Raw genomic sequence first — 24,786 nt, 5'->3', positions numbered from 1 at the left:
CCGGGGCCAGCGCCCAAACGAGCGTGCCAGAAGCGCAACGGTTCGGCGCATCGGTGCCCATACTTTGACGAAGGCTGCGTTCCCCCTTACATTTGTGGCAACTCCCGCATCGCACCAAAGGGGCCACCCCATGCCCGATACCGCACTCCCCACCGAAGCCCGCGTCCTCGCCGTCAGCGAGAGTGCGGCCAAGCGCGTCGCCTTCCTGATCGAGCAGGAGGGCAATCCCAACCTGATGCTGCGCCTGACCGTGTCCGGCGGCGGCTGCTCCGGCTTCCAGTACGGCTTCACCTTCGACGAGACCGCGACCGACGAGGACCATGTCTTCGAGAAGGACGGCACGAAGGTGGTCACCGACGACGCCTCGCTCGACCTGCTGGCCGGCGCCACGCTCGATTATGTCGAGGATCTGATGGGCGCCGCCTTCCAGATCAAGAACCCGAACGCCACCGCGTCCTGCGGCTGCGGCAACTCATTCGCGGTCTGAGGCCGCCCCCTGACCTCATAAGAATCTGACCTCACAAGACCAAGAAAAGAAGGCAGGCCTTTTTCGTGAAGATCGCCACCTGGAACGTCAACTCGGCGAAGGCCCGCCTTCCGCTGATCACCGACTGGCTGCGCGCGGCGTCCCCGGACGTCGTGCTCTTCCAGGAAATCAAATGCGAGACCGCCGCCTTCCCCGCCGCGGCGTTCGAGGAACTCGGCTACCACGTCAACGCCGTCGGGCAGAAGGCGTACAACGGCGTGGCATTGCTGTCGAAGTCCCCGGCGGAGGATGTGCTGACCCGCCTGCCCGGCGAGCCGGAGGACGAGCAGGCCCGCTATGTCGAGGCCACCGTGTCGGGCGTGCGCATCGCCTCGCTCTACCTGCCCAACGGCAATCCGGTGCCGGGCGAGAAGTTCGCCTATAAGCTGCGCTGGATGGACCGGCTGTACGACCATGCCCGGACCCTGCTGGCGCAGGAAATCCCGGTGGTGCTGGGCGGCGACTACAACATCATTCCCGAGGCGCGCGATGTCTTCTCGCCGCAGGCCTTCGCCGGCGACGCGCTGTTCCGCCCGGAATCGCGGGCCAAGTTCCGCGCCCTGCTGAATCTCGGCCTGACCGAGGCCTACCGCGCCCTGCATGACGACGACCGCGCCTACACCTTCTGGGATTATCAGGCGGGCAGCTGGCCGCGCGACAACGGCCTGCGCATCGACCATTTCCTGCTGTCGCCGCAGGCCGCCGACCGTCTGGCCGGCTGCACCATCGACCGCGGGCCCCGCGGTTTGGAAAAGGCGTCCGACCACACCCCGGTGGTGCTGGAGTTGCGCGACGCGTGAGCGGCGCCGTGGAATCGGCGTAACAAAAGCATTTTGTTAAAACTTTCGCTTCTAGGATGACTGCGGGGCCGGACCGACAACCGGCCACCACGGTGACGGGGAGCGAAGGGCGGCATGGCGTGGGGGCGCGACAACGGCCGGGAAGAGGTAAAGCGGCTGCTGGCGGCGCTTGAACGTCAGGCGACCGAGGCGTCGCGGCTTGCCGACCGGGCCCAGCGCGACATGGGCGACGACCGCTTCGCCTCCTTCCTCGATTTCCGGCGCAAGGTGGAGGAGATCCGCGCCCTCTTCGCCTTGACCGAAGAGCGCCTGCAGGGCGTCGACGAGTCGCGGCTGAGCGACCTCCGCGCCGAGTTCGAACGGATGGACCTTCTGCTGACCCGCATGCTGGTGCGGGCAATGCGCAACTATTTCTCCGGCATGCGCCAGGATCAGGTTCTCCCCATCGGCGCCCGCGAGCTGTTCGAGCCGGAGCTGCGCAGCATCGACCAGACCCGCACCCGCCTGCTGAGCCCCCGCTATGCCGACCGCGTAGCGCCGGAGGTTCTGGACGATCTGGACGCCACGGCGGAGCTGATCCGCAAAACCATCGCCCGCGCCCCCAGCCTGCCCGACTTCTCCGACAGCCCCAGCCCACCCAAACCGACCCGCCGCCTGCGCACGCTTGGCCGCCCGATCCGCAACTGACGGGCAAAATGCGGTCCTCCACGCGCAACGCTTGACCCACCGCGATCCATTCGCTACTCCCGTGGGCCGAAGGATGGGTGGCCGAGTGGTTTAAGGCTCCAGTCTTGAAAACTGGCGTAGGTGCAAGCCTACCGTGGGTTCGAATCCCACCCCATCCGCCACCCTGTTGGGCTGGCGCGTTCATTTGAATGCGAAATCGGCCTTGTCCCTTTCGCTATCCCCACATTCAGTTTCGGCTGGCTACGATCCCCAGCGAACCATCACGGCTGATGCGGGTTTCTGGCAGAGCCAAGCGCCCCCTGCAAACCAACGGCATCACAGGCGCTCGGCGGCCACTTCAAAGCGATCATCGCGGTACTCCTGCCGCAGACGCCAGAACGTCAGGATACCCCTGGAGACGCGCCGGCGACCCGCAGGGGTGCCATGGTGGGCTTCGTTCGCTGTATGCCCGCCGCCAAACCGCAGTGGCACCGCCGCACCTCGACCGCACCCAGCCGGCCTGCCGCATCGCTATCGCTATCGCTGGCATCGCCAACCCTTCTTCATCTGACGACATCGGCGAATCACACCGCAGCTGCGCCCTAGCTCCCCTTCAAGGACACACGAGTCATAATGTTTCCGGATGCGGTATGAAGACCCGGAAAGTCCGACCAAAGGTCGGAACTTTCCGGGATTGGTGTCAGACGTCGGTCGGGGCCGGAGCCCCGGCGGCGGGCACCGTATCGATGGCGACCGTCAGGTCCTTCAGCAGATCCTCGATCAGCGTGCCCAGCACGTTCCACAGCGCCTCGCCCCAATTGACGTTGGCGTTGAACGGGTCCGGCGGCACGTCGAACAGCGTGGCGTATTCGGTCATGTGCTGCTGGCCCAGATAGTTGAGGAACTGTTGGATCGTGCTCACTCCGCCGGGAGGTGGGGAGGGCTGGGGGCCGGGAGCATCTGGTTCTGCAGATGGGCGTAGGAACTGCTCACCAAGTCGTTGGTGATGACGTTGCCGGCGGCCTGGTTCGCCTTGCCGATCAGGAACGGGATTTCCTGGAGCGCCAGCCCGGACAGCGGGCCGTACAGGCAGGTACAGCTCTTAACGTAGGTCGTGTTTAGGATCGTAGTCCCGAGCACCAGATCCCAAATCACGTTCCCCGGCGCCTGGCCCGGCGAGGCCCAGCTCAGGTTGCACCAGGCGTGGGGCACGGTGTCGTACTGGTTCCAGATCACCGTGTTCCAATACGCGTAGTCGTAGGTGGTCGCGTTGGTGCCGGTGACGGCGGTCTGCGGGAAGGCCGTGTTGAAGGCGGTGGCGAAGTCGAGGTCACCCGGCGTCGCTCCGGCGGTCGGCAGAACGAACACGTTGGCCCAGGGCTGCCCGTTGTTGCTGCCCTGCGGGTAGAGCCAGAAGGCCAGGGTGGGGGACAGCGCGCCGCCTAGGCTGTGGCCGGTGAAGACCAGAGTGGCGCTGGTGGACTCCTTGCTCTTCAGAAACTGCTGGAGATTCTGGCCGTAGCCGGGGACGTTCTCGCTCGGCGGGCTCATGCTCAGCAGATGGGTCACGCCGGTGGCGGTGCCCAGCGACACGAGTCCGACGTTGGTCGCGCTGCTGGGATTGACGCAGTTCGGCGCCGAGATGCCGTTCGGGAACGCGACGCGGTTGGCCAGCCCGACGTTGAAGTCCTCGGTCTCCCAATCGTACAGCGACTGGATGTTGGTGGCGGCGATGGCGACAACGTAATAGTCGATGTCGGCGTTGTAGGCGACGTACATGGCGTTATCGGCGTCCGTAGAGCCGACGTTCTGGAAGACGCAGGGGCCCCAGACGAGATCCCAGGAACCGATGTAGGACTTCAGCGGCGAGTTCGCACCGAGATTTTCCTCGACCAGCGCCAGCAGGTCGGACTGGAGCTGCGTCGCGTTGCCGTTGTTCCAGGTGGCGGCATTGGAGATCGCCGACAGCTTGAAGGTGGTCTGGATGATGTCGAGGCTGCCGCCGGCGTTGACGTTGGGGATCGTCGGGATGGTGGTCATGGCCGTGTCGTTCCTTCCGCAAATCCGTTTCGGGGTCGAAGACGTCTCGCGCACCCGTGGGTGATCGCCGCGGCTCCCTTATAGGCGTTGATTGTTTCGCGACGATGTTTCGCTCGTTATGAAATTGAAAACTAGCTCTATTTAATCTTATTAGTTGTATCACCTCGCCATGCAGACGGAAAAAGTGCAAAGCGCGACCCGCGCCGTATGTATTGAAGGGATGACAAGACCACGCACCGCCACCGCGAAACCGCCACAGGGGCGCAGCGGATCCACCGCACCCCAACCACGCATCGGCAGCGCGCCCCGAAGCGCCCTACAGCGGCGGTGCAAGGCCGCCCTCAGGGTGCGCCGACGGTGCGTTTCGGCGTGATCGGGGATGTAGGCGCAATAACGCAAACCTGTCGCGATGATCCGGCAGGAGTCGGACGCTAGACGACATCACAGAACGCGCTGGCGGGAAGCGCCCGGCTATTGTGTCCGATGTCGCACCGTACAGGCCCAAGGCACTGGCGATCTACCCCGCCCGCTACATTGATGAATGGAACTTCGCGGAGGACAAGCTGTATGACCTAGCCACCGACTCGGACGTTAACCATGGTCCGGTCCACGCGGGAATGTGGCTGCAGGAGGTGGCCAAGGACCTTGCCGGTCGGTGCTGAGGGGCACCGAGCTTTCAAGCCGAACGCAGCGGCCAGAAGGTCGCCCCAGAAATTCAGTTAGGCATGCCAGAGGGCGGAATTGATTAACAAGAGGAATATATGTCGGAATAGCTTGATGGTTTTTCTAAGTGAAAAATATAGAGCGAAAAGATCATCGTTTATTACGTTCTTTTCGAGGTTCAATCGAAAAAACTGGCCGAATCATTTTAATTTAAGCAGCAGAACCGCAAAATTATTGGCAAATAAGAGCGTAATATCATAATTTTCTTAGCTTAGTTTTCCATCGCGCCCCAACTCTCGGTCTATTCGACGCTATACAAATCACTCAGGTTTGGCCGCAAAGCACCCATAGAGTATGACGAAACAGTTTCTCATCAAAAATGGCGCAAGATCTCGATTATACACTAAGTCAACACTGATATTATCACATTTAGTTCCAAAAATAGAGCTTTATCCCCTTTATAAAAACGAAAATATGCTGATTCGTTCAGTGATTATACATTGATTTAATTGGCTGCCTAACCGCAATTGCACCATTTCGTTGATTTTTTTTCCGTGTTTTGTCTTAGCCACAAAGCGGAACGGATTCTATGATTGGGCGGTGTGACCCATTGGTCGTAACGCTCACGCCCCGATTGCAAGGTGAAACGCCCATGCCGCCGTCGCCGTCCCCCCTGGAGTCGATCCGCCAGAGCTTGATGTCGGGCGGCCGCCTTCCGGCCGTGGTCGCGGCACCCATCGCACTCGGCGTGTCGTTGGCCGGCAGCGCCGCGTCAGCCGAAACGCTGTCGACGGTCCAGAACCAGACCTTCTACCCGACTGGAAGCAGCATCCTGATCACCAGCACCGGCGGCGTGGTCGATAGTGGCACCGGCAACCAGAACACTGATTTGCCCACCGGCGTGTGGGTCAAGTCGTCCGGTGGCTGGACCCTGACCAACCAGGGCACGATCAAGATTTCGGTCGACACGAACTTCTATCAGGCCGACGGCATCTACGGTCAGACCTACGGCACCGTCATCAATTCCGGACTGATCGACGTTCAGAAGACCTACGATGGCATCCTGTTCGCCAATTCGTCGCCGTCGCTGAGGTCGGTCGTCGAGAACACCGGGACGATCATCGGCAATTGGGCCGGCATCGAATCCGCCCACGCGCTCAGCCTCACCAACGGGTCGGCGTCCAACGGAGCGGCGGTGATCAGGAACGTCCGGTCGGCGACGGCTTTCATGCAGACGGATTACGCCGCGGTCATGGTCGCCGGGCTGACCACGCCCTCCTCCGTCACCAACTACGGCACGATCATCGGCACCACCGACGCGCTTTCCGTCACCGGCGTCTCGACCATCGTCAATTATGGGACGATCGCCTCGGGGAACGGCTACAGCGCGATCAAGACGTTCGGGAGCGGGGCCGGCAGCCTCATCACCCTGAAAGACGGCAGCGTCGTGGTCGGCGGCATCCAGGCCGGGGGCGCCAATCAGGTTCTTCAGCTCGAAGGCAGCGGCACCCTGTCCGGACCGGTGGCCGGCCTGACCACCCTGACCATGAACGGCACCGACTGGACGCTCGGCGGTGCGAGTTCGGCCACCACCACGAACCTCCAGGCCGGAACGCTGCGCGTCAACGGCTCGCTCACCACCGGGCTGCAGCTCAGCAGCGGCACGATGCTCGCCGGCACTGGAACCGTCGTCGGAAACCTGACCACCCCGTCCGGAACCACCCTGTCGCCCGGCGGCTCCAGCACGCCCGGCACGCTGACGGTCACCGGCAACTATACGCAGGACAGCGGCAGCACGCTGGCGATCCGGACGACCTCGTCCACCGCCAGCAAGCTGGCCGTCACCGGCACCGCCACCATGGGCGGCGCGCTGTCCGTGACCTCCACCGGCAGCGGGTACGGTTCCAGCACGACCTATACCATCCTGACCACGACGGGTGCTCTGTCCGGCGCCTTCACCTCCGTCACCAACAGCGACGCGACGCTGACCCCGACGGCCACCTTCGACACGGCGAACAAGGAGATCAAGCTCACCCTGACCAAGGTGACATCCCCGCCGCCTCCCCCTCCACCACCGCCGCCTCCGCCGCCTCCTCCCCCTCCTCCCCCTCCTCCCACCCCTGATCCGGCTCCCACACCCACACCCACGCCTACCCCCGATCCCAGTCCGACATCTCCGCCGCCGCCCCCTCCTCCGCCCCCCACGCCACCGACAACCGGCGTGATCGACACCAGCCGCCCCAGCTTCACCGACAGCGACAGCGCGGTCCGGGGCAGCACGGTCACCTTCGACGGCGGCACGCTGCGCCCGACCTCGCCGCTGACGGTCGGCCAGTCGGTCACCGTGACCGATCAGGGTGGCACCATCACGCCCAACGGCAGCACCGTCACGCTCGCGGGCGCCGTGGGCGGCAGCGGTGCGCTGGCCGCGTCCGGTCCCGGCGCTCTGGTCGTCTCCGGCCAGCTCGCCAACGCGGGCGGCCTGTCCGTCAGCAACGGCGCGGCCCTGACCGTCGCGCAGAACGGCGTGGTCGCCGGCGGCACGCTCGCGGTGAACAACGGCGGCAGCGCCACGGTCGGCGGCATCGTCGCGGTGCCGGTGACGGTCGCCCGTAGCGGCAGCGTCACCGTGGCCGAGGGCGGCGGCGTCGGCGGCACGCTGACGGTCGAGGGCGGAACCCTGACCGTCGCCCCCTACGGCGCGGTCAACGGTGCGGTTACCGTGACCTCCGGCGGCAGCGCCACCCTGGCCGGTGCCGTCATGGCCCCGGTCACTGTCGGCGAGGGCACCGTCACCGTGGCCGCCACCGGCAGCACCGGCGCGGTCACCGTGGGGGACGGCGGGGCGGTCTCCGTCAACGGCGTGGTTGCCGGCTCCCTTACCACCAGCGCCGGTTCGACTTTCAGCGGCGGCGGCACGGTCCGTGGCCCGGCGACGCTGTCCGGCACCCTGTCTCCAGGCAACTCGCCCGGTGTGCTGACCTTCCAGTCGGCGGTGACGCTGACCCGCACCAGCATGCTGCGCGCCGAAATCGACGGACCGACCGCCGGCTTCGGCGCCGGTCGGCACGACCAGATCCGGGTACAGGGGGCGTCCTTCACCGCAGCCGGCACGCTGACCCCCGTGCTGCGCGGCATCAGCGGCGACGCCACCAACAGCTACACCGCGACGCTGGGGCAGAGCTTCACCATCGTCCAGGCGGATGGCGGCGTGTCCGGCAGTTTCGCCGCTGTGACGCAGCCGGCGGCGGGGCTGGAAGCCGGCACCCGCTTCGACACGCTGTACGACGCCACCGCCGTCCGGCTGGTGGTCACCCCGACCAGCTACGCGGTCCGCGGCGGCACGTCCAACCAGCGGGCCGCCGGTGCGGCGGTCGACGCGCTGCGCCCCGCCGCCGGGGCTCGGCTGGACGGCGCCCTGGATGGTGTCGCCGCCCCGCTGTTCGGCGGCCTCTATGGCCTGTCGGGCAGCGGCATCGCCGGGGCGCTCGACCAACTCTCCGGCAAGCTGCACGCAGACACGTTGGCCGCCGACCGAACCAGCCGCCGCCTGTTCGGCAGCGCGGTGGAGAGCCGCCTGTCGGCGCTGCGCAGCGGGGAGGCGACGGCGTCCGTCCGGCTGGCCGGTGGCAGCAACGGCACGGTCGCCGTCGGCGAGACCGGCGGGACAGAGGGTTCCGGCGGCGTCTGGGGTCAGCCGCTGGCGGCCTACGGCCGGACCGGTTCGGACGGCAACGCCGCCGGCACCACCGAGCGGATCGGCGGCTTCCTGCTGGGCCTGGACCGCAGCTACGAGAACGGCATGACCGGCGGCGTGGCGCTCGGCTACCTGCGCAACCGCGTCACCTCCCGCGACGGGCTGGGCAAGGCGGATGTGGACAGCTATCAGGCGACGCTCTACGGCTCCTGGAACCTGCGCGGTTCGGCGGACAGCCCCTTTGTGGAGGGCGCCATCGGCTACGGTTACGCCCGCTATGACGCGTCGCGCGCCATCGCCTTCGGCGGTCTGGCGCAGGGCGCCGGCGCAACGGCGGACGGCCATGATTTTTCCGTCGAGATCGCCGCCGGACACCGCATGGGTTTCGCCGGGTCGGACAGCGTCTGGATCGAGCCGCGGGCCAGCCTGCGGTTCGACCGCATCACCCGCGAGGCGTTCCGCGAATCGGGCGGCGGCGTGGCGCTGGACGTCGAGGCGGCGGGCTGGAGCAGCCTTCGCAGTGCGGTTGGCGTGCGTGCCGGCACCGGCATCACGATCGGCGGCTGGCGCCTGTCGCCGAACGCCGCCCTGGCGTGGCAGCATGACTTCGCGGACGCGACGGCCACCACCACCAACCGGCTGGGCGGTGCGGCCTTCGCCGCCGACGCTAGCAAGCCGGGTCGCGACGCCCTTGTGGTCGGCGCCGGTCTGGGTGTGGCCCTGACCGACCGGATGAGCGCCACCATCGACGTCCAGGACGCGATCCGCGCCCGTGAGAACAGCCTGTCGGCCACCGCCAGCCTGAAATGGAAGCTATGAAGGATCTGACGGCGGTGCGCGGAATCGTCTTCATGGGCATGCTGGGCGCGCTTCCGCTCCTCGCGGGCGTAGCGCCCGCCTGGGCTGTGGAGCCGGGCAGGTCCTTCGGCGACTGGCAGACCGAATGCGAGACGCCTGCCGACGGGAAACCGCGTTGCTTCCTGTCGCAGACCCGCGTGGTGGAGAACAAGGAGTCGAAGCAGGCGACCCGCATCCTCAAGGTGTCGGTCGGCTATTTCGCACCGGACGGCAAGGGCGTGACGGTCGTCATCCTGCCGCTGGGCGTCGATCTGCGCGCCGGGGCGGCGCTGTCCATCGACGACGGCAAGCCGCTGCCCCTCACCTACCAGCAGTGCCTTCAGGACGGCTGCCTCGCCAACGCCCCGATGGACGAGACAGCCTTGACCGCGCTGCGCCGGTCCAAGGGAGCCCAGATCACGGTCCGTCCCTATGGCGGCGCGCAGAGCGTTGCTTTTCCGATCTCGACCAAGGGGGTCACCGACGGGCTGGCCGCCCTGAAGCCCTAATCCCTGAAGCGCTGTGCCCAGAAACCCCACTGGGCGGGCTGCCGGTCACCGCGGCTACGGCGCTGCGGACGGCCTCCTCCCAGCACCCGGGCGCCGGCTGCCGGTGCAGGGTGACGGTGGGGTACCAGGGCGTGCCGCCGCGCCCCAGCAGCCAGCGCCAGTCCGGTGCGTAGGGCAGCAGGACCGCGGTCGGACACCCCATCGCCCCGGCCAGATGGGCGATGGCCGTATCCACGCAGACCACATGGTCGAGCTGCGCCAGCACCGCCATGGTGTCCGCGAAGCTCTCCAACTCCGGCCCCAGATTGACCAGCGGCGCCGTGCCATAGACGCGTGCGGACTCGGCCTGCGCCGGCCCCTTCTGTAGCGACACCAGAACCGTCCTCTCCAGTGCCAGGAGCGGCGACAGCCGCGCCAGCGGCATCGAGCGGTTGCGGTCGTTCCCGTGGGTCTGGCGCCCGGCCCAGACCAGCCCGACGCGGCGGTAGCCGCGGGGCAGCAACCCGTCCAGACGCACCTTCCAGCGCTCCACCCGCTCCGGCTCGGCCCGCAGATACGGAACCGCGGCCGGGATCGTCCCCAGCACCGTGCCGAACAGCCCCGGCAGGCTGGACAGCGCCGCCCAGGCGTCGAACGGCGGCGCCTCTTCCCAGGCGGTGAAGGCCCGCTGCCCGCCGGGAAGGGAGCGGATCACCGGCAGCATGTCCGGGCTGCAGGCGACCGCCAGACCTGAACAGAGCGCCGCCGCCATCGGCAGGTAGCGAGCGAACTGTATGCTGTCGCCGAAGCCCTGATCGGCAACCAGCAGCAGGGTGCCGCCGGGCATGGGGCGCCCGTCCCAGGGCTTCGCGGCGTGCCGGTATCGCATTTGGATCGCGGACGGAACCGGCGGAGGCACGCCGGGAAGGCGCCAGCGCCATTCATACTCCCGCCAGCCCTCCTCCAGCCGTCCGGAGATCAGGAGCCCCTCGGCCAGTTCGAAATGCGGTTCCGGCCAATCCGGGCGAAGCCGGACGGCCCGCCGCTCGCAGGTGATCGACGCCTCGATCTCCAGCCGGTCATAGAGCGCGACGCCCAGATTGTACCAGCCTGCCGCGTCGCCGGGATCGAGTGCCACGGCACGGCGGCCATGGGCGGCGGCCTCGTCCAGCCGGCCCTCGCGGCGGTGGATTTCGCACAGGTTGCTGTGGGATGGCGCGAACGGCATGGCGGCGGCTACAGGCTGTAGCCCAGCCCATGAATGACCGGCTCCAGGATCGGGATCACCGGCTTCAGATGGGTCATATAGGCGCGGTGACGATCGATGGATCGGTTGTGGAGCTTCTCCGCGACCTGGGCGTGGCTGGGCGTGCGGGCATAGCGCCGGTTCTCCTCGAAGCGCAGGCAGCGTCGGTCGAAGCCCAGCCCGAGGAAGCCCAGCAACCGCCGCACCGCCGGTTCCGGCTCGCGTACCAGATCCTCATAGCGCAGCGGCAGGTAGCGCATTGGCATCTCGCGCCGGTAATGCTCCACCAGATCGAACACCCGCAGGACGTGGCGGGCCGCCGTCTCCGGATCGTTGGCGCAATGGAAGCCGTGGGTCAGGTTGGTCCCCATCATCGACAGCACCACGTCCAGCGGATGGCGTAGCACATGAACGACCGGGGCGGCGGGAAACATCAGCGCGATCAGGCCGAGATGCGTTTCGTTGAAGGGCATCTTGTCGGTGAACAGCGTGTGGCCGGGCTTGACCGGGACCAGCTTGCGGGCATGGCGCAGATAGGCGTCGCGCAGTTGCTCCAGCCCGTCGCGCTGGTCGCCCATCCACAGCTCCGACAACGCTTCGGGATAAGCCAGCGGGCTGCCCAGAATCTGCGGCAGTGCCTGGACCACCGCCCCGAGGGACGGCAGTTCGTCCCCTGCGGCGACGGCGGGATGGCAGGACAGGATTTGCTCGACCAGCGTGGTGCCGGAGCGCGGGGCGCCCACGATGAAAACCGGCTGCGTCCCGGTGGCGACCCCGCCTGTGGGCGTGTCCGGTCGCGGCATCAGGCGCAGGCGCGGCGCGACGAAGAAGGTGGCGAGGCGCGCGATCAGGTCCACCGCCGGTTCCTCGCCGTAACGACGCCCGGCCTGCCGGAGCAGAGCCTTGCCGGCGGCGAAAGCGGCGAACGCCTCGTCGTGGCGGCCAATCCGGTCAAGAACGCGTCCCTTCTCCAGCAGCGCGTCGGGGTCGGCGCCGTGCCGTGCCGCCGCGGTGTCGAGCACCGCCAGCGCCTGCTCCGGGTCGCCGCGCCGGGCCAGCAGGGCCGCCGCGAAGGTGTCGGCGCCACGATGGCCGGGATCGAGACGTCGGGCGCGCTCGACGAAGCGTAGCGCGGCGGGAAGATCGCGGGCCGCGTCCTCGGTCTGTGCCCAGCCGTGCCATGTCAGGGCGATGGACGGGTGCAGCGCCACGGCCAGCCGATAGGTCCGCCGGGCTTCATCCGGTCGGCCCTGCTGCGTCAGGCTCCAGGCGAGATTCGCCAGGGTCGCGGCGTCCGGCGGCGCCAGGGCCAGCGCACGGCGGTAATGAAACTCGGCGGCCTGCGGCCGGCGGGTATCGGACAGCACCAACGCCATCAGCAGATGGGAGCGCGCGCTCTCCGGGGCCAGCCGAACCGCATTTCGGGCGTGAGGCTCGGCCTCCGTTGCCCGGCCCGTTCGGAACAGAAGTCCTGCAAGCTCCTGCGTCGCCGCAACGTCGTCCGGTGCGGCCCGCAACCGCCGCTCCAGCACCGCGGCGTCGGGGGTGGCGCTCGGACGGTCGATGGGTATTGTCGGCATGAGGGGCGGGCGCCAGGAGGGTTGGACGCCCGCATGGGGCTTGGTTCTGCGGAGGATAGTGAAGAGCCTGAACGACGGCAATCCTTGGCCGATCAACTATCTCAAGATGGGTCATCGGCTGGACTCCTGGCGCGCTCCGGGCGATCTCGTCCAGCAGCGCCAGCGACCGGCCGGGCCTGTATCTCGGCAGCGAGGCGACATGCCTCCTGGCGAAGCAGTGTAACGTCCGAATCCTTCGGGGCGGTTCGGCCCGACACCTTCAGTCCAGATTCAGCAGCGGGCCGAAGGCCTCCTCCAAACTGGTGCGGTGCAGGCCGAGCTTTGCCGGGTTTCCGGGGGTCAGGTTCACGGCGCGGATCAGGCGGCGCAGCACACGGCCGTCCGCCACATCGACATCGATGATGTTGATGCAGCCGTAATCCTGCTCGAACGCCGACAGGGCGGACAGCCCCGCCCCGCAGGCCCAGGACAGCAGCATGCGGTTCACCCCGTCATGGGCGGCCAGCGCCAGATGGGTCCAGCCGGGTTCGCGCACCAGCGCCTCGATGGCCGACACCACCCGGTCGCGGACCGCCGCGAAGCCGTCGCCGCCGGCGAAGCTGCCATCCTCGGTGGCGGCGTCGAAGCCGTAGACATAGGCGGCCTCGCGCTTCTCCTTTGGCACGCCGGCCAGCCGCCCGGCGCGGATTTCCAGGAAGGCCGGGTGATCCTCAACCGCCAAGCCATGCGGTTCGGCGACCAGCTCCGCCGTCTGCCGCGTCCGGGCGAGGCCGGAACAGAGCACGCGGTCGAGCGGCACGGCGGAGAGCAGGCGGCCGGCCGCACCCGCTTCCTCGCGGCCACGGTCGGTCAGGGCGGCCAGCTTCGGGTTCAGCGGCTTGCCGTCGGCGTCGTAGTACGCGACATGCCCGTGGCGGAGCAGGTACAGGCGACGCCGCGCAACGGTGCCGGCCAGCGGGGCGAACAGGCTCATCTCACCGATCCCGACGTTTCGGGTTTCGGCGCTTCCGCCGCCAACCGCTTCGGGTTGCTCACCGCCAGCCTCGCCCGCGTGATGTCCTTCAGCACCGCCCGCAGGGCAGCCTGTCGTTCGGGGAAGTCGAAGCGGCCGGTGTCGATGTCGGTGCACAGCCGGGGCAGCAGCGCCGGCAGATCGCCCTTGGCGTCCAGAAGACCGCCGACCGCGTCGGCAAGCGCCGCTTCGGCCTTGTTGCCGGCCGCCAGTTCCCGTTCCGCCATGCCGAGCGCGTTGGCGATCATCAGGGCGGTGAAGCGTTGGTCGGCGGGGATCACCGGCAGGATCGTCTCGCGGAAGCTGCGCAGCGCGATGGCGACGAGGTCGCCGGCCTTGGGATCGTCGTTGATCATTGGAATCCTCCGCGCGCCGCAACGGCGTCCAGGTGCAGCAGCAGGTCCATTTCGATCTCCGGCAGCATCCGCCCGGTCAGCGCCAGCTCCAGCGACGGTTCGGTGCCGGAGATGTGGCGGTCGGCCTGCTGGATCGCGATGACCGCCCAGCGCATGCAGGCCGCCGCCTCCCAATAGGCGACGGCCTGCGGGTCCACGCTGCGGCCGGCGGTTTCCTCGTAGCCGGCATAGAAGTCGGCGCGGTCGGCGATGCCGCCGGCCTCGCGGTCGTTGCGGCCGAAGCGCCAGCAGGCGGCACAGAACCAGCCCAGATCCTCCATCGGGTCGGACCAGCCCGCGAACTCCCAATCGATGATGGCGGACAGTCGCCCGCCCTCGACCATGTAGTTGCCGGTGCGGTAATCGCGGTGGCACAGCACGAGGTCGCCCGCGGGAGGCGCGTTCCGCTCCAGCCAGCGCAGGCCATAGGCCAGCACCGGATCGGTCCCGGCATAGCGCCCGGCCCAGCGGCGGAAGTCGGCCACGGCCTGCAGCGCCGCCGTCGGTTCGGGACGGGCCAGGAACTCCAGCCCCGCCGTTCCCGGCCGCACGCGGTGGATCAGGCCGAGCTGCCGGCCGAGTTCGCGCGCCAGTTCGCGCTGCGGCGCGTCGTTCCTGACGATGCGGAAGCCGGCAGCGACGCCCGCCGCCCGCCGCATGATGTAGAAGGGCGCGCCCAGCATCGCCGGGTCCGATCCGACGAACAGCGGCTCAGGCACCGTGGCGCCGGCGGCGAAGACGGCGCGCAGGACCGCGGCCTCCTCCGCCTTGCCCAGGCTGGCCGAGACGCCGGACGCCGATCCGGTGCGCAGCACGCAAGGGTGGCGGCCGGACAGCGGCCCGCCGTCGATCTCCAACGTCACCGCCAGATTGAGGGAGATGGCGCCGCCGCTGAGCCGCCCCTCCTCCATCACCGTCACGGACTTGGCGCCGGCCTGCCCGACCAGCCAGGATTCCAGCACGGCCTTGCGGTCGGCGGTCAGATGGGTGTCGCCGCCGCTCATCGCCAGCCCCAGAAATCGTCGCCCTCGGCGAGATAGCTGCGGCTCAGCACCATCTTGTGGACCTCCGACGCGCCGTCGACCAGCTTGGCCTGCCGGGCGTAGCGGTAGATCCATTCCAGCACCGTGTCCTTGGAATAGCCGCGCGCGCCGCAGAGCTGGATCGCCGTGTCCGCCGCCTTGAACAGCGTGTCGGCGACCTGGACCTTGGCCATCGACACCTCCTTGCGGGCATAGCTGCCGCTGTCCAGCGCGTGGGCGGCCTTCATGGTCAGCAGCCGGCCGATTTCGATCTGCATCGCCGTCTCGCCCAGCATCCACTGCACGCCCTCATGCTCGGCCAGCGGCATGCCGAAGCTCTCGCGCTCCTTCACGTAAGCGGCGGCGATCTCCAGGCAGCGCTTGGCAAGGCCGGTCCAGCGCATGCAGTGGGTCAGGCGCGCCGGACCCAGCCGGATCTGCGTCGCCTTCAGCCCGTCGCCGACCTTCATCAGCACATTCTCGTCCGGGATCTCCAGACCGTCGAAGATCAGTTCGCAATGGCCGCCATGCTCCTCCGGACCCATGATCGGGATGCGGCGTTCGATGCGCCAGCCGGGCTGGTCCTTGTCGAACAGGAAGGCGGTCAGCCCCTTGCGCGGATCGTCGGAGGTGCGTGCCATCAGGATGAAATGCTGCGCCGCGTCGGCCCCGGTGATGAACCATTTGCGGCCCGTGACGACCCAGCGGTCGCCCTTGCGCTCCGCCCTGGTCTTCATCATCGACGGGTCGGAGCCGCCGCCGGGATGCGGTTCGGTCATGGCGAAGGCGCTGCGCACCCGGCCCTCGACGATGGGGGCGAGCCAGCGCTCCTTCTGGGCCGGGGTGCCGACCATGCTCAAGAGCCGCATGTTGCCGTCGTCGGGGGCGGCGGCGTTGAAGCAGACGGGGCCGAAGATCGACCGGTTCATCTCCTCGTAGCAGGCGGCGACGCCGACCATCGGCAGGCCCTGCCCGCCGACCTCCTTCGGCAGCTGAAGCGTCCACAGGCCGGCGGCCTTCGCCTTGGCGCGCAAGGTCGCAAGCGGGGCTTCGGCGATGTTTTCGTGCTCGTCCCAATTGGCGCGGTCGGCCTCGACCGGAAGAATCTCCTCCTCGACGAAAGCGCGCACGCGGCGGCGGGTGTCTTCCAGCCCCGCGGGAAGGGTGAAGTCCATGGAACGGCTCCGTTCTTTACAGGCTTTATAGGGAGGACACCAGATGGCCACCGTCGGCGGCGAGGATCGATCCGGTCATGTAGGCGCCGGCATCCGACGCCAGCAGCAGCAGCGGCCCGTCCAGATCGGCCAGCCGGCCCAGCCGGCGCTGCGGGATGCGCTTGACCAGCGCCTTGCCGGCGTCGCTGGCGAAGAAATCGGCGTTCAGCTCGGTCTCGACATAGCCGGGGCAGAGCGCGTTGACGCGGATGCCGTGGCGGGCCAGTTCCAGCGCCATCGCCTTGGTCAGATGCACCAGACCGCCCTTGGCGGCGATGTAGGACGACACATGGCCGGCCACCCGCATGCCGAGGATGGAGGCGATGTTGACGATGGAACCGCCCTGCCCGTCTCCCTCATCGCGCATGCGCCGCGCCACCTCGCGGGCGACCCGGGCGCAGCCGGTCAGGTTGGTGTCGATCACCCGATCCCACTCCTCCTCGCTCATGTCGAGGAAGGGGCTCGTGGCGGTCACGCCGGCATTGTTGACCAGGATGTCGATGCGGCCGAGCCCGTCCCAGGCCTGCGCCACCGCCGCGGCGACGGAGGCGGGATCGGTGACGTCCATCGCGACGACCAGGGCGGTGCCGCCGGCGGCCTCGATGGCGGCCTTCGTCTCGGCAAGTGCGTCGGTGCGCCGGGCGGCCAGCGCCACGCGGGCGCCCGCCTTTGCCAGGACCCCGGCGAAATGGCGGCCCAGGCCGCTCGACGCGCCGGTGACCAGCGCCGTCCTGCCGGTCAGGTCGATGGTGAAGCTCATGCTTCCTCCCCTGGTTGGGATTTTTGGTGGGCGGTGCCGCGGGCGCTCCGAACAGCGCTCTTGAAAAAAACGAGCGAGCGCTCGCTTTATATCCCTGACGGCCGTGTTGTGCAAGAACGATTGGCGTCACGAACGATAGGACCCGACCGCATGAGCAGCTTTCAGGAGTTCCAGGCCCGGCACGATCTGTCGATGGAGGCGCTGTGCGCCCGCATCCTGGAACGCCATGCCGCGACCATCCGGGTGAAGAAGCCGGCGGTCGCCATCGCCAACCTCGCGCGCATCGTGGAAACGACGCTGACGCTGGCGAACCGCAAGGGCTTCCATTCCATGAGCCTGCGCGACCTGACCGAACAGTCGGGGCTGAGCATGGGCGCGCTCTACGCCTATTTCGACAGCAAGGACACGCTGCTGATGATGATCCTGGGCCAGGTCGTCGGCGTGGTGGAGGAGGTGCTGGGCCGGCCGCCGGAGGCGCTTGCAAAGGATCCCGCCGGCCGGCTGCGCTGGCTTCTGGAGACGCACCTGTATCTGACCGAGGCGATGCACCCCTGGTTCGTCTTCGCCTACATGGAGGCGAAAGCCTTTTCGAAGGAAGGGCGCGAGCTGGCAGTCAGCAGCGAGATGATGACGGAATCGATGATCGCCGACGCGCTGGCCGACGGCGTCGCGCGCGGGCTGTTCGCGGTGCCGGACGTGACGATGGCCGCGGTTCTCATCAAGCCGATGCTGCAGGACTGGTACGTGAAGCGCGCCAAGCACCGCCGCCGCGACGTCACCCCCGACCTCTATGCCGAGCAGCTGATCGCCTTCGTCGAGGCGGCGGTGGGACTGAGGATGGTCCAGGCGGCGAGGCGCTGATCCGCAGGGGAAAGCGCCTTGCCGTCCGGACTGCCGGGTTACTTCACCAGTGGACAGCCGCCCTTGTCCATCGGGCGGTAGGCCTCGTTGCCGGGGATGGTGGTCAGCACCTTGTAATAGTCCCACGGCCCCTTGGATTCGGCCGGGCTCTTCACCTGCATCAGGTACATGTCGTGGACCATGCGGCCGTCGGCACGCAGCGTGCCGCCCTTGGCGAAGGCGTCGTTCACCGGCGTCTCGCGCATCTTCGCCATCACCGCCTTGGCCTCGTCGGTGCCGGCGGCCTCGATGGCCTTCAGGTAATGGCGCACGGCCGAATAGCTGCCGGTCTGGATCATGCTGGGCATCTTGCCGGTCTTCGCCATATAGGCCTTGGCGAAGGCGCGGGCATCGTCATCGCGATCGGCGTTCCAGCCATCCATCAGCACCAGCCCCTGCGCCGCCTGCAGCCCGAGGGAATGCACGTCGGTCGGGAACATCAGCAGGCTCGCCAGGGTCTGGCCGCCCTGCGGCAGGCCGAACTCCTGCGCCTGCTTGATCGAGTTGGCGGTGTCGCCGCCGGCATTGGCGAGCGCGATGACCTTCGCCCCCGACCCCTGCGCCTGCAGCAGGTAGGAGGAGAAGTCGGCGGTGTTCAGCGGGTGGCGGACGGAGCCGGTGACCTTGGCGCCGTTGGCCTTCAGCACCTCGGTCAACGACTGCTCCAGCGCATGGCCGAAGGCGTAGTCGACGGTCAGGAAGTGCCAGCTGTCGCCCAGGATCTTCGCACCCGCCTTGCCCATGCCCTGGGCCAGCGCGTAAGTGTCGTAGGTCCAGTGCGCGGTGGTCGGCGAACAGGCCTCCCCGGTCAGCTGGGCGGCACCGCCGCCGGAGATCAGGAAGACGCGGTTCTTGCGCTTGGTGATGTCCTGCACCGCCAGCGCGACCGAGGAGGTCGGGACATCGACGATGACGTCGACCTGCTCGGTGTCGATCCACTTGTTCACCAGCGACGCGCCGATGTCCGGCTTGTTCTGGTGGTCGGCGAAGACCACCTCGACCGGCTTGCCGGCGACCTTGCCGCCCATCTCCTCCACCGCCATCCGCACCGCCTCGACCGAGCCCATGCCGGTCGGGTCGGCATAGACGCCGGTCATGTCGTTGAGGACGGCGATCTTGACCTTGCCATCGGAGATTTGGGCTTGGGCGGAGGCTTGAGCCGCCCCGGCGATCAGCGCGGCCGAGCAGACACCGGCGGCCAGAATCCAGCGTTTCATTGAGTGTTTCCTCCCTGTTGGTTTGTTTTTTCGGACGGTCAGAAGGCGACGTTGTCGCCGCCCTTGGTCTGCAGCATCGCGCGCGCTTCCTCCGGCGTGGCGATCTCCAGGCTCAACTCCTCCAGGATGCGGCGGATCTTGGCGACCTGCTCGGCGTTGGAGGTCGCCAGCTTGCCCCTGCCGGCATAGAGGCTGTCCTCCAGCCCGACGCGGACGTTGCCGCCGAGGATGGCGCTCAGCGTGACGAAGGACATCTGGTGGCGCCCGGCGGCCAGCACCGACAGGTAATAGTCGTTGCCGAACAGCCGGTCGGCCGTGGCCTTCATGTGCATCAGGTTTTCCGGATCCGGACCGATGCCGCCGAGGATGCCGAAGATGCATTGCGTGAAGAAGGGCGGCTTGACGATGCCGCGGTCGGCGAAATGCGCGAGGGTGTAGAGATGGCCGACGTCGTAGCACTCGAACTCGAACCGGGTGCCGACGTCGCCCAGTTCACGCATGCCGCGCTCGATCTGGGCGAAGGTGTTGGACAGGATGAAGTCGGTGGTCGACTCCAGATAGGGCTTCTCCCAGTCGTGCTTGAAGCTGCCGAACTTCGACGCGGCGCCGGAGATGTTGAAGTTCATCGACCCCATGTTCATCGACGCCACTTCCGGCTGCGCCCGCTTCGCCGCGGCCAGCCGCTCGTCCAGCGTCATGCCCAGCCCGCCGCCGGTGGTGATGTTCAGGATGGCGGCGGTCTGCTGCTTGATGCGCGGCAGGAACTCCATGAACAGGTCCGGCGAGGGCGAGGGCTTGCCGGTGTCCGGATCGCGGGCGTGCAGGTGGAGCATCGCCGCCCCGGCCTCCGCCGCCGCCACGGCGTCGCGGGCGATCTCGTCCGGCGTGACCGGCAGATGGGGCGACATGGTCGGCGTGTGGATGGAACCGGTCACCGCGCAGGTGATGATGACCTTGTCGGCACGTTTCATGGGTGTCTCCTCCCTCTTTTTTGGTGATGTCGGGGCCAGCCGGCATCAGGTCGGCCGCGTCAGGGCGGCGGGCGCACGGCCCCGGACGCTCCGCCCTTGCCCAGACCGTTCATCAGCAGGTCGATGCATTGGGCGGCGATGTCGTTCGGGCTGAGGCCGCCGTTCGGCCGGTACCAGCGGGCAATCCAGCTCAGCGCCCCCGCCACGGTGAAGGCGGCGATCTTGGGATCGCAGGGGGCGATGCTGCCCTCCTCGATGCCGCGTTCGATCAGGCGGCGGAACTTGCGGTCGATGTTGCGCTTCAGGGACCGTAGGGTGCGGCGGCTTTCCTCCGTCAGCGGTTCCTCGCCGACGCGGATCACGCACATGCCGAAGTCCATGGTGACGATCTCCGCATATTTGCGCATCACCGCGATCAGCTCCTCATAGGCGCTGCCGTCATGGCCGATCACGTCGTTGGAAGCCTCGTCGAGCATCTCCAGCCCGATGCGCACGCATTCAAAGAGGATCTCCTCCTTGTTCCTGACGTAATAGTAGATGGTCGGCTTGGTGACGTTCAGGCGCCGCGCGATGTCGTCCAGCGAGGTGTTGTGGTAGCCCATCTCGTTGAAGGCCCGCGCCGCCGTCCGCAGAACGGCGACGCGCTTCGCCTCCCGTTCCGACTGCCGGTCGGCCGACGCCTTCCACGGCGAACCGCTGTCCAAAGTTTCCTGCATCGGGGCTTCCTGCATCGCGTCATCACTCCGTTCCGGCACGCGGTCATCCTCCAGCCTTTGCATTCCCCTCCGCTTCTGTCCATCGCCCCGAAGGCCGCAGCGGCGGCCGCGGCGGTAATGGCCGATTGATCGCCACACATACTGTTGACCACCGCATCGATCTGCCTCATCCTACTCTCAAGTAACATGCCTTCCAACAAGTATGTTGATGGCACAAACAGTGGGGAGGAGGAACGCATGGACAGCATCGCCATCGCCCGGACCGACAGCATCGGCGCGGCACTCGCCCGCAGCGCCCGGCGCAACGCGACGCGGACCGCCCTGACCTACGAGGAGCGGGACTGGAGCTTTTCCGGCCTGCACCGGGCGGCACTGCGGGTGGCGCGGCGGCTGGGCGATCTCGGCATGCGCCCCGGCGACCGGGTGGCGGCCTATGGCCGCAATTCCGACGCCTATGTCATCGCGTGGCTCGGCTGCGCGGTCGGCGGCTTCATCCATGTGCCGATCAACTACGCCCTGACCGGAGAGGAGCTGTCCTACATCGTCGAGCAGTCGGGCGCCCGCATGGTGCTGCACGACCCCGACCTCGCCGCCAACCTGGAGGGCGTGCGCGCCGCCGGCCGGGTGGAGCGGTTCGGCACGCTGACGGGCGGTGATGCCGGCGGCCTGGACATCCTGGCGGTGGCGCTCGACGAGACGGCCCCGGCGGAGGTCGATGCGGCGGTGCGTGCCGACGACGTGGCGCAGCTTCTCTACACCTCCGGCACCACGGCGGCGCCGAAGGGGGCGATGATGACGCACGGCGCGCTGCTGGCGGAGTATCAGAGCTGCATCTACAGCTGCCGCCTGGACCAGGACGACCGCTCCCTGGCCGCCCTGCCGCTCTACCATTCGGCGCAGATGCATGTGTTCGTCATGCCGCAGCTGCTGATCGGGGCGACGACGCGACTGATCCAGGCCCCGGCGCTGAAACGCTGCCTGGAGCTGATCGAGCGCCACGGCATCACCTCCTTCTTCGCGCCGCCGACGGTGTGGGTCGGGCTGCTGCGCCATGCCGATTTCGACGCGCACGACCTGACGTCGCTGCGCAAGCTCTATTACGGCGCTTCGATCATGCCGGTGCCGGTTCTGCAGGAGCTGCGCCAGCGCCTGCCCAACGCCCAGGCCTTCAACTGCTATGGCCAGAGCGAGATCGGACCGCTCGCCACCGTCCTGCGGCCGGAGGAGCATGAGGCGCGCCCCGCGTCGGCGGGGCGTCCGGTGCTGAATGTCGAGACGCGGGTGGTCGATCCCGACATGAAGGATGTGCCGCCGGGCACCCATGGCGAGATCGTCCACCGTTCCCCCCAGCTGATGGTCGGCTATTGGGGCAAGGAGCAGGAAACGGCGGAGGCGTTCGCCGGCGGCTGGTTCCATTCCGGCGATGTCGGCTATTTCGACGAGGAGGGCTATCTCTACATCGTCGACCGCATCAAGGACGTCATCAACACCGGCGGCGTCCTGGTCGCCAGCCGCGAGGTGGAGGAAGCGATCTACACCCATCCCGCGGTGGCGGAGGTGGCAGTGGTCGCCCTGCCCGACCCGAAATGGATCGAGGCGATCAGCGCCTTCGTCGTGCTGCGCGACGGCCAGACCGCGACGGAGGAGGAGCTGGTCGCCCATGTCCGCCAGCATCTGGCCCATTTCAAGGTGCCCAAGCGGATCGAGTTCCTCGACGCCCTGCCCCGCAACACCGCCGGCAAGCTGCTGAAACGCGAACTGCGCAAGTCCAACAGCGCCTGAGCGGTTTTTGGCCGTACTCAAGGCTGCGGAACTGAGGAGCACAACCATGTCCGTGTATCAGCCGCCGCTCCAGTCCATGCGCTTCCTGGTCCATGAGGTGCTCCATGCGCCCGCCGTGCTGGCGGAGGCGGGGTGGGAGGATATGTCGGCCGACCTGTTTGACGACGTGCTGGCCCAGGCCGGCCGCATCGCCGCGGAGGTGCTGCTCCCCCTGAACCGCTCCGGCGACGAGGAGGGGGTGCGGGTCGAGGCCGACGGCGTGCGCATGCCCGCCGGTTTCGCCGACGCCTATCGCGCGTGGCGGGAGGGCGGCTGGAACGGGCTGGCCGGCGACCCCGCCTATGGCGGGCAGGGCATGCCGGCGCTGCTCGACACGCTGGTGACGGAGATGGTGTGCGGCGCCAACCTCGCCTTCAGCATCGTGCCCGGCCTGACCCAGGGCGCCATCCGCGCCATCGCCGCCCATGCCGACGACGCGCTGAAGGACGCCTATCTGCCGCGGATGATCTCCGGCGACTGGACCGGCGCCATGGCTCTGACCGAGCCGCATGCCGGCACCGACCTCGGCCTGCTGCGCACGCGGGCGGAACCGACGGCGGACGGCAGCCATCGTATCACCGGCCAGAAGATGTTCATCTCCTCGGCCGACCACGATTTGACCGACAACCTCGTGCATCTGGTGCTGGCGCGCCTGCCCGACGCGCCGCCGGGCACGCGGGGAATCAGCCTGTTCCTGGTGCCGAAGCGGCTGCCGGACGGGTCCCGCAACGGCTGGTCGGTGCTGTCGTCGGAACAGAAGATGGGCCTGCACGCCTCGCCCACCTGCGTGGTGTCCTACGAGGGGGCGGTGGGTTGGATGGTGGGGCAGCCGCACCGCGGCCTGCCGGCCATGTTCACCATGATGAACCACGAGCGGCTGTTCGTCGGCATCCAGGGCATCGGCGTCGGCGAATGCGCCGCGCAATCCGCCCTGGCCTATGCGCGCGAGCGCGAGCAGGGCCGGGCGCCCGACGGGCCGCGCAATCCCGGCCGGCCGGCCGATGCGATCATCCACCTGCCGGATGTGCGGCGGATGGTGCTGACCGCCCGCGCGCTGACCGATGCCGGCCGGACCCTGGCCGCCTGGACCGCCCTGTGGATGGACCGTGCCGACCGCTCCATCGATCCCGCCGTGAGGGAAGAGGCGGAGGACTGGGCGGCCCTGCTGACCCCCGTCATCAAGGCGGCCGGCACCGATTTCGGCTTCGAGGCGGCGGTGCTGGCGCAGCAGGTCATGGGCGGCCACGGCTATATCCGCGACAACGGGGTGGAGCAGCTGGTCCGCGACGTGCGGGCTACGCAGATCTATGAGGGGACGAACGGGGTCCAGGCGCTCGACCTCGTGCAGCGCAAGCTGACCCTGCATGGCGGCCGGCCGGTCGCCCGCCTGTTCGCGGCCATCGACGCGGCGGCCAGCGACCTGGAGGCCGAACCGCTCACCCGCGACATCGCCGGCCCGCTGCGCGACGCGGCGGAGCGGCTGCGCGGGGTGGTGTCCTGGCTGGCGGAGGCGGGTGCGCAGAGTCCGCTCGCCCCGGCGGCGGCGGCGACCGACACGCTGCGGCTGATGGCGCTGGTGACCTATGGCTGGATGTGGGGGCTGACGGCGGCCGCGGCGGCGCGCCGGCCGCAGGGGTACGACCGGGCCTATCTGGACGGACGGATCGCCCTCGCCCGCATCTTCGCGCAGCGTCTCCTGCCCGAGGCCGCGGCGCTGGACCAGCGCATCCGCAACGGCCACGACAGCCTGTACGACCCCGGCCTGCCGGCCGAGCTGGACGCCATCGGGGGTGACGGGGATCACTCCCCGTCGATGGGCGCCAGCAGGAAGTCGAGATCGTCGGCGGTCAGCAGATCCTCCGCCGTCCGGTCCGGGTCGTAGACCGCCTCGCCCAGCCGGCGCTTGCGCTCCTGCAGCTGGACCATGCGTTCCTCCACCGTGCCGGTGGTGACCAGCTTGTAGACGAAGACCGGCTTGTCCTGACCGATTCGGTGGGCGCGGTCGGTCGCCTGGTCCTCGACGGCCGGATTCCACAGGGGTCGTAATGGATCACCGTGTCGGCGGCGGTCTGGTTCAGCCCGGTGCCGCCGGCCTTCAGGCTGATGAGGAATAGCGGCAGCTCCGCCGCCACCTCCTCCTTGGTCCGGCGCAGCAGGAAGGGACGGACGCGGCGGGCCAGCACCCGCTGCCGCTCGGCGTCGCCATGCTTTTCGA

General features: G+C 68.1%; 20 protein-coding genes, 1 tRNA gene and 1 pseudogene. 9 read left to right on the top strand and 13 right to left on the bottom strand.

Features of this window, described 5'->3' with window-relative positions:
- The first annotated feature begins 130 nt into the window (after nucleotides 1-130).
- From erpA to AB8P05_RS20950, 4 genes are all read left to right on the top strand, one after another.
- Nucleotides 131-487, top strand: coding sequence for an iron-sulfur cluster insertion protein ErpA (gene erpA / locus AB8P05_RS20965; protein WP_455174419.1), 357 nt, complete (start codon nucleotides 131-133; stop codon nucleotides 485-487).
- A gap of 65 nt (nucleotides 488-552) precedes the next feature.
- Nucleotides 553-1,326 carry an exodeoxyribonuclease III gene (locus tag AB8P05_RS20960; RefSeq protein ID WP_472760202.1) on the top strand — a complete coding sequence of 258 codons (774 nt, stop codon included), beginning with the start codon at nucleotides 553-555 and terminating at the stop codon, nucleotides 1,324-1,326.
- 114 nt (nucleotides 1,327-1,440) lie between these two features.
- Entirely contained in the window at nucleotides 1,441-2,013 is a 573-nt protein-coding gene (locus AB8P05_RS20955; protein ID WP_472760201.1) for a hypothetical protein, read from the top strand.
- 71 nt (nucleotides 2,014-2,084) lie between these two features.
- Nucleotides 2,085-2,174, top strand: a tRNA-Ser gene (locus AB8P05_RS20950).
- Nucleotides 2,175-2,692: 518 nt separating this feature from the next.
- On the opposite strand, the gene AB8P05_RS20945 is transcribed toward AB8P05_RS20950, so the two are convergent.
- Nucleotides 2,693-2,914 (bottom strand): hypothetical protein, encoded by a 222-nt coding sequence (locus AB8P05_RS20945; protein WP_472760200.1) that lies wholly within the window; start codon nucleotides 2,912-2,914, stop codon nucleotides 2,693-2,695.
- Entirely contained in the window at nucleotides 2,911-4,032 is a 1,122-nt protein-coding gene (locus AB8P05_RS20940; protein WP_472760199.1) for a lipase family protein, read from the bottom strand. The genes AB8P05_RS20945 and AB8P05_RS20940 overlap by 4 nt, the downstream gene beginning before the upstream one ends.
- 1,315 nt (nucleotides 4,033-5,347) lie before the next feature.
- On the opposite strand from AB8P05_RS20940, the gene AB8P05_RS20935 reads away from it, so the two are divergent.
- Nucleotides 5,348-9,211 carry an autotransporter domain-containing protein gene (locus tag AB8P05_RS20935; protein WP_472760198.1) on the top strand — a complete coding sequence of 1,288 codons (3,864 nt, stop codon included), beginning with the start codon at nucleotides 5,348-5,350 and terminating at the stop codon, nucleotides 9,209-9,211.
- A complete protein-coding gene (locus tag AB8P05_RS20930; protein ID WP_472760197.1) occupies nucleotides 9,208-9,738 on the top strand; it encodes an invasion associated locus B family protein in 531 nt (176 codons plus the stop codon). Before AB8P05_RS20935 ends, AB8P05_RS20930 begins: the two co-directional genes overlap by 4 nt.
- On the opposite strand, the gene AB8P05_RS20925 is transcribed toward AB8P05_RS20930, so the two are convergent.
- The 7 genes from AB8P05_RS20925 to AB8P05_RS20895 all read right to left on the bottom strand — a co-directional run bounded on the left by AB8P05_RS20925 (nucleotide 9,707) and on the right by AB8P05_RS20895 (nucleotide 16,946).
- On the bottom strand, nucleotides 9,707-10,945 hold the full coding sequence (locus AB8P05_RS20925) for a glycosyltransferase family 9 protein (protein ID WP_472760196.1): 1,239 nt from the start codon (nucleotides 10,943-10,945) through the stop codon (nucleotides 9,707-9,709). The genes AB8P05_RS20930 and AB8P05_RS20925 overlap by 32 nt on opposite strands.
- Nucleotides 10,946-10,953: 8 nt before the next feature.
- Nucleotides 10,954-12,543, bottom strand: a complete 1,590-nt coding sequence (locus AB8P05_RS20920; RefSeq protein WP_472760195.1) for a tetratricopeptide repeat-containing sulfotransferase family protein — start codon at nucleotides 12,541-12,543, stop codon at nucleotides 10,954-10,956.
- 259 nt (nucleotides 12,544-12,802) lie between these two features.
- Complete coding sequence (locus AB8P05_RS20915; protein ID WP_472760194.1) at nucleotides 12,803-13,516, bottom strand: histidine phosphatase family protein; 714 nt, start codon at nucleotides 13,514-13,516, stop codon at nucleotides 12,803-12,805.
- Nucleotides 13,513-13,911, bottom strand: coding sequence for a DUF6285 domain-containing protein (locus AB8P05_RS20910; RefSeq protein ID WP_455174427.1), 399 nt, complete (start codon nucleotides 13,909-13,911; stop codon nucleotides 13,513-13,515). Before AB8P05_RS20910 ends, AB8P05_RS20915 begins: the two co-directional genes overlap by 4 nt.
- The gene (locus tag AB8P05_RS20905) at nucleotides 13,908-14,954 is read right to left on the bottom strand and encodes a phosphotransferase family protein (RefSeq protein WP_472760193.1); all 1,047 of its coding nucleotides are present in this window, start codon (nucleotides 14,952-14,954) and stop codon (nucleotides 13,908-13,910) included. The genes AB8P05_RS20910 and AB8P05_RS20905 overlap by 4 nt, the downstream gene beginning before the upstream one ends.
- Nucleotides 14,951-16,147, bottom strand: coding sequence for an acyl-CoA dehydrogenase family protein (locus AB8P05_RS20900; RefSeq protein WP_472760192.1), 1,197 nt, complete (start codon nucleotides 16,145-16,147; stop codon nucleotides 14,951-14,953). The genes AB8P05_RS20905 and AB8P05_RS20900 overlap by 4 nt, the downstream gene beginning before the upstream one ends.
- A 25-nt stretch (nucleotides 16,148-16,172) precedes the next feature.
- A complete protein-coding gene (locus AB8P05_RS20895; protein ID WP_472760191.1) occupies nucleotides 16,173-16,946 on the bottom strand; it encodes a glucose 1-dehydrogenase in 774 nt (257 codons plus the stop codon).
- A gap of 150 nt (nucleotides 16,947-17,096) precedes the next feature.
- Here AB8P05_RS20895 and AB8P05_RS20890 point away from each other — a divergent pair, with 150 nt between their 5' ends.
- Nucleotides 17,097-17,807, top strand: coding sequence for a TetR/AcrR family transcriptional regulator (locus tag AB8P05_RS20890; protein WP_472760190.1), 711 nt, complete (start codon nucleotides 17,097-17,099; stop codon nucleotides 17,805-17,807).
- A 38-nt stretch (nucleotides 17,808-17,845) separates the two neighbouring features.
- Here AB8P05_RS20890 and AB8P05_RS20885 read toward each other — a convergent pair whose 3' ends face one another.
- The 3 genes from AB8P05_RS20885 to AB8P05_RS20875 are packed head-to-tail and all read right to left on the bottom strand — an operon-like array spanning nucleotide 17,846 to nucleotide 20,750.
- Complete coding sequence (locus AB8P05_RS20885) at nucleotides 17,846-19,063, bottom strand: ABC transporter substrate-binding protein (RefSeq protein ID WP_472760189.1); 1,218 nt, start codon at nucleotides 19,061-19,063, stop codon at nucleotides 17,846-17,848.
- Nucleotides 19,064-19,101: 38 nt separating this feature from the next.
- Nucleotides 19,102-20,034 carry a 3,5-dioxohexanoate:acetyl-CoA acetone transferase gene (gene kce, locus AB8P05_RS20880; RefSeq protein WP_472760188.1) on the bottom strand — a complete coding sequence of 311 codons (933 nt, stop codon included), beginning with the start codon at nucleotides 20,032-20,034 and terminating at the stop codon, nucleotides 19,102-19,104.
- A gap of 59 nt (nucleotides 20,035-20,093) precedes the next feature.
- Entirely contained in the window at nucleotides 20,094-20,750 is a 657-nt protein-coding gene (locus AB8P05_RS20875) for a TetR/AcrR family transcriptional regulator (protein ID WP_472760187.1), read from the bottom strand.
- A 237-nt stretch (nucleotides 20,751-20,987) separates the two neighbouring features.
- On the opposite strand from AB8P05_RS20875, the gene AB8P05_RS20870 reads away from it, so the two are divergent.
- Nucleotides 20,988-22,532 carry a fatty acyl-CoA synthetase gene (locus AB8P05_RS20870; protein ID WP_472760186.1) on the top strand — a complete coding sequence of 515 codons (1,545 nt, stop codon included), beginning with the start codon at nucleotides 20,988-20,990 and terminating at the stop codon, nucleotides 22,530-22,532.
- A gap of 46 nt (nucleotides 22,533-22,578) precedes the next feature.
- Nucleotides 22,579-24,453 carry an acyl-CoA dehydrogenase C-terminal domain-containing protein gene (locus tag AB8P05_RS20865; RefSeq protein WP_472760185.1) on the top strand — a complete coding sequence of 625 codons (1,875 nt, stop codon included), beginning with the start codon at nucleotides 22,579-22,581 and terminating at the stop codon, nucleotides 24,451-24,453.
- Here the strand turns inward: AB8P05_RS20865 and AB8P05_RS20860 are convergent.
- Nucleotides 24,372-24,700, bottom strand: a pseudogene (locus tag AB8P05_RS20860) (helicase-related protein); the annotation flags it as partial. The gene AB8P05_RS20865 and the pseudogene AB8P05_RS20860 sit on opposite strands and share 82 nt — an antisense overlap.
- Nucleotides 24,701-24,786 lie beyond the last annotated feature (86 nt).

The sequence above is a fragment of the Azospirillum sp. VT-I1 genome, assembly GCF_055698305.1.
The sequence above is the reverse complement of the archived record's forward strand: the minus strand, read 5'-3'. Positions and strand labels throughout refer to the sequence as shown.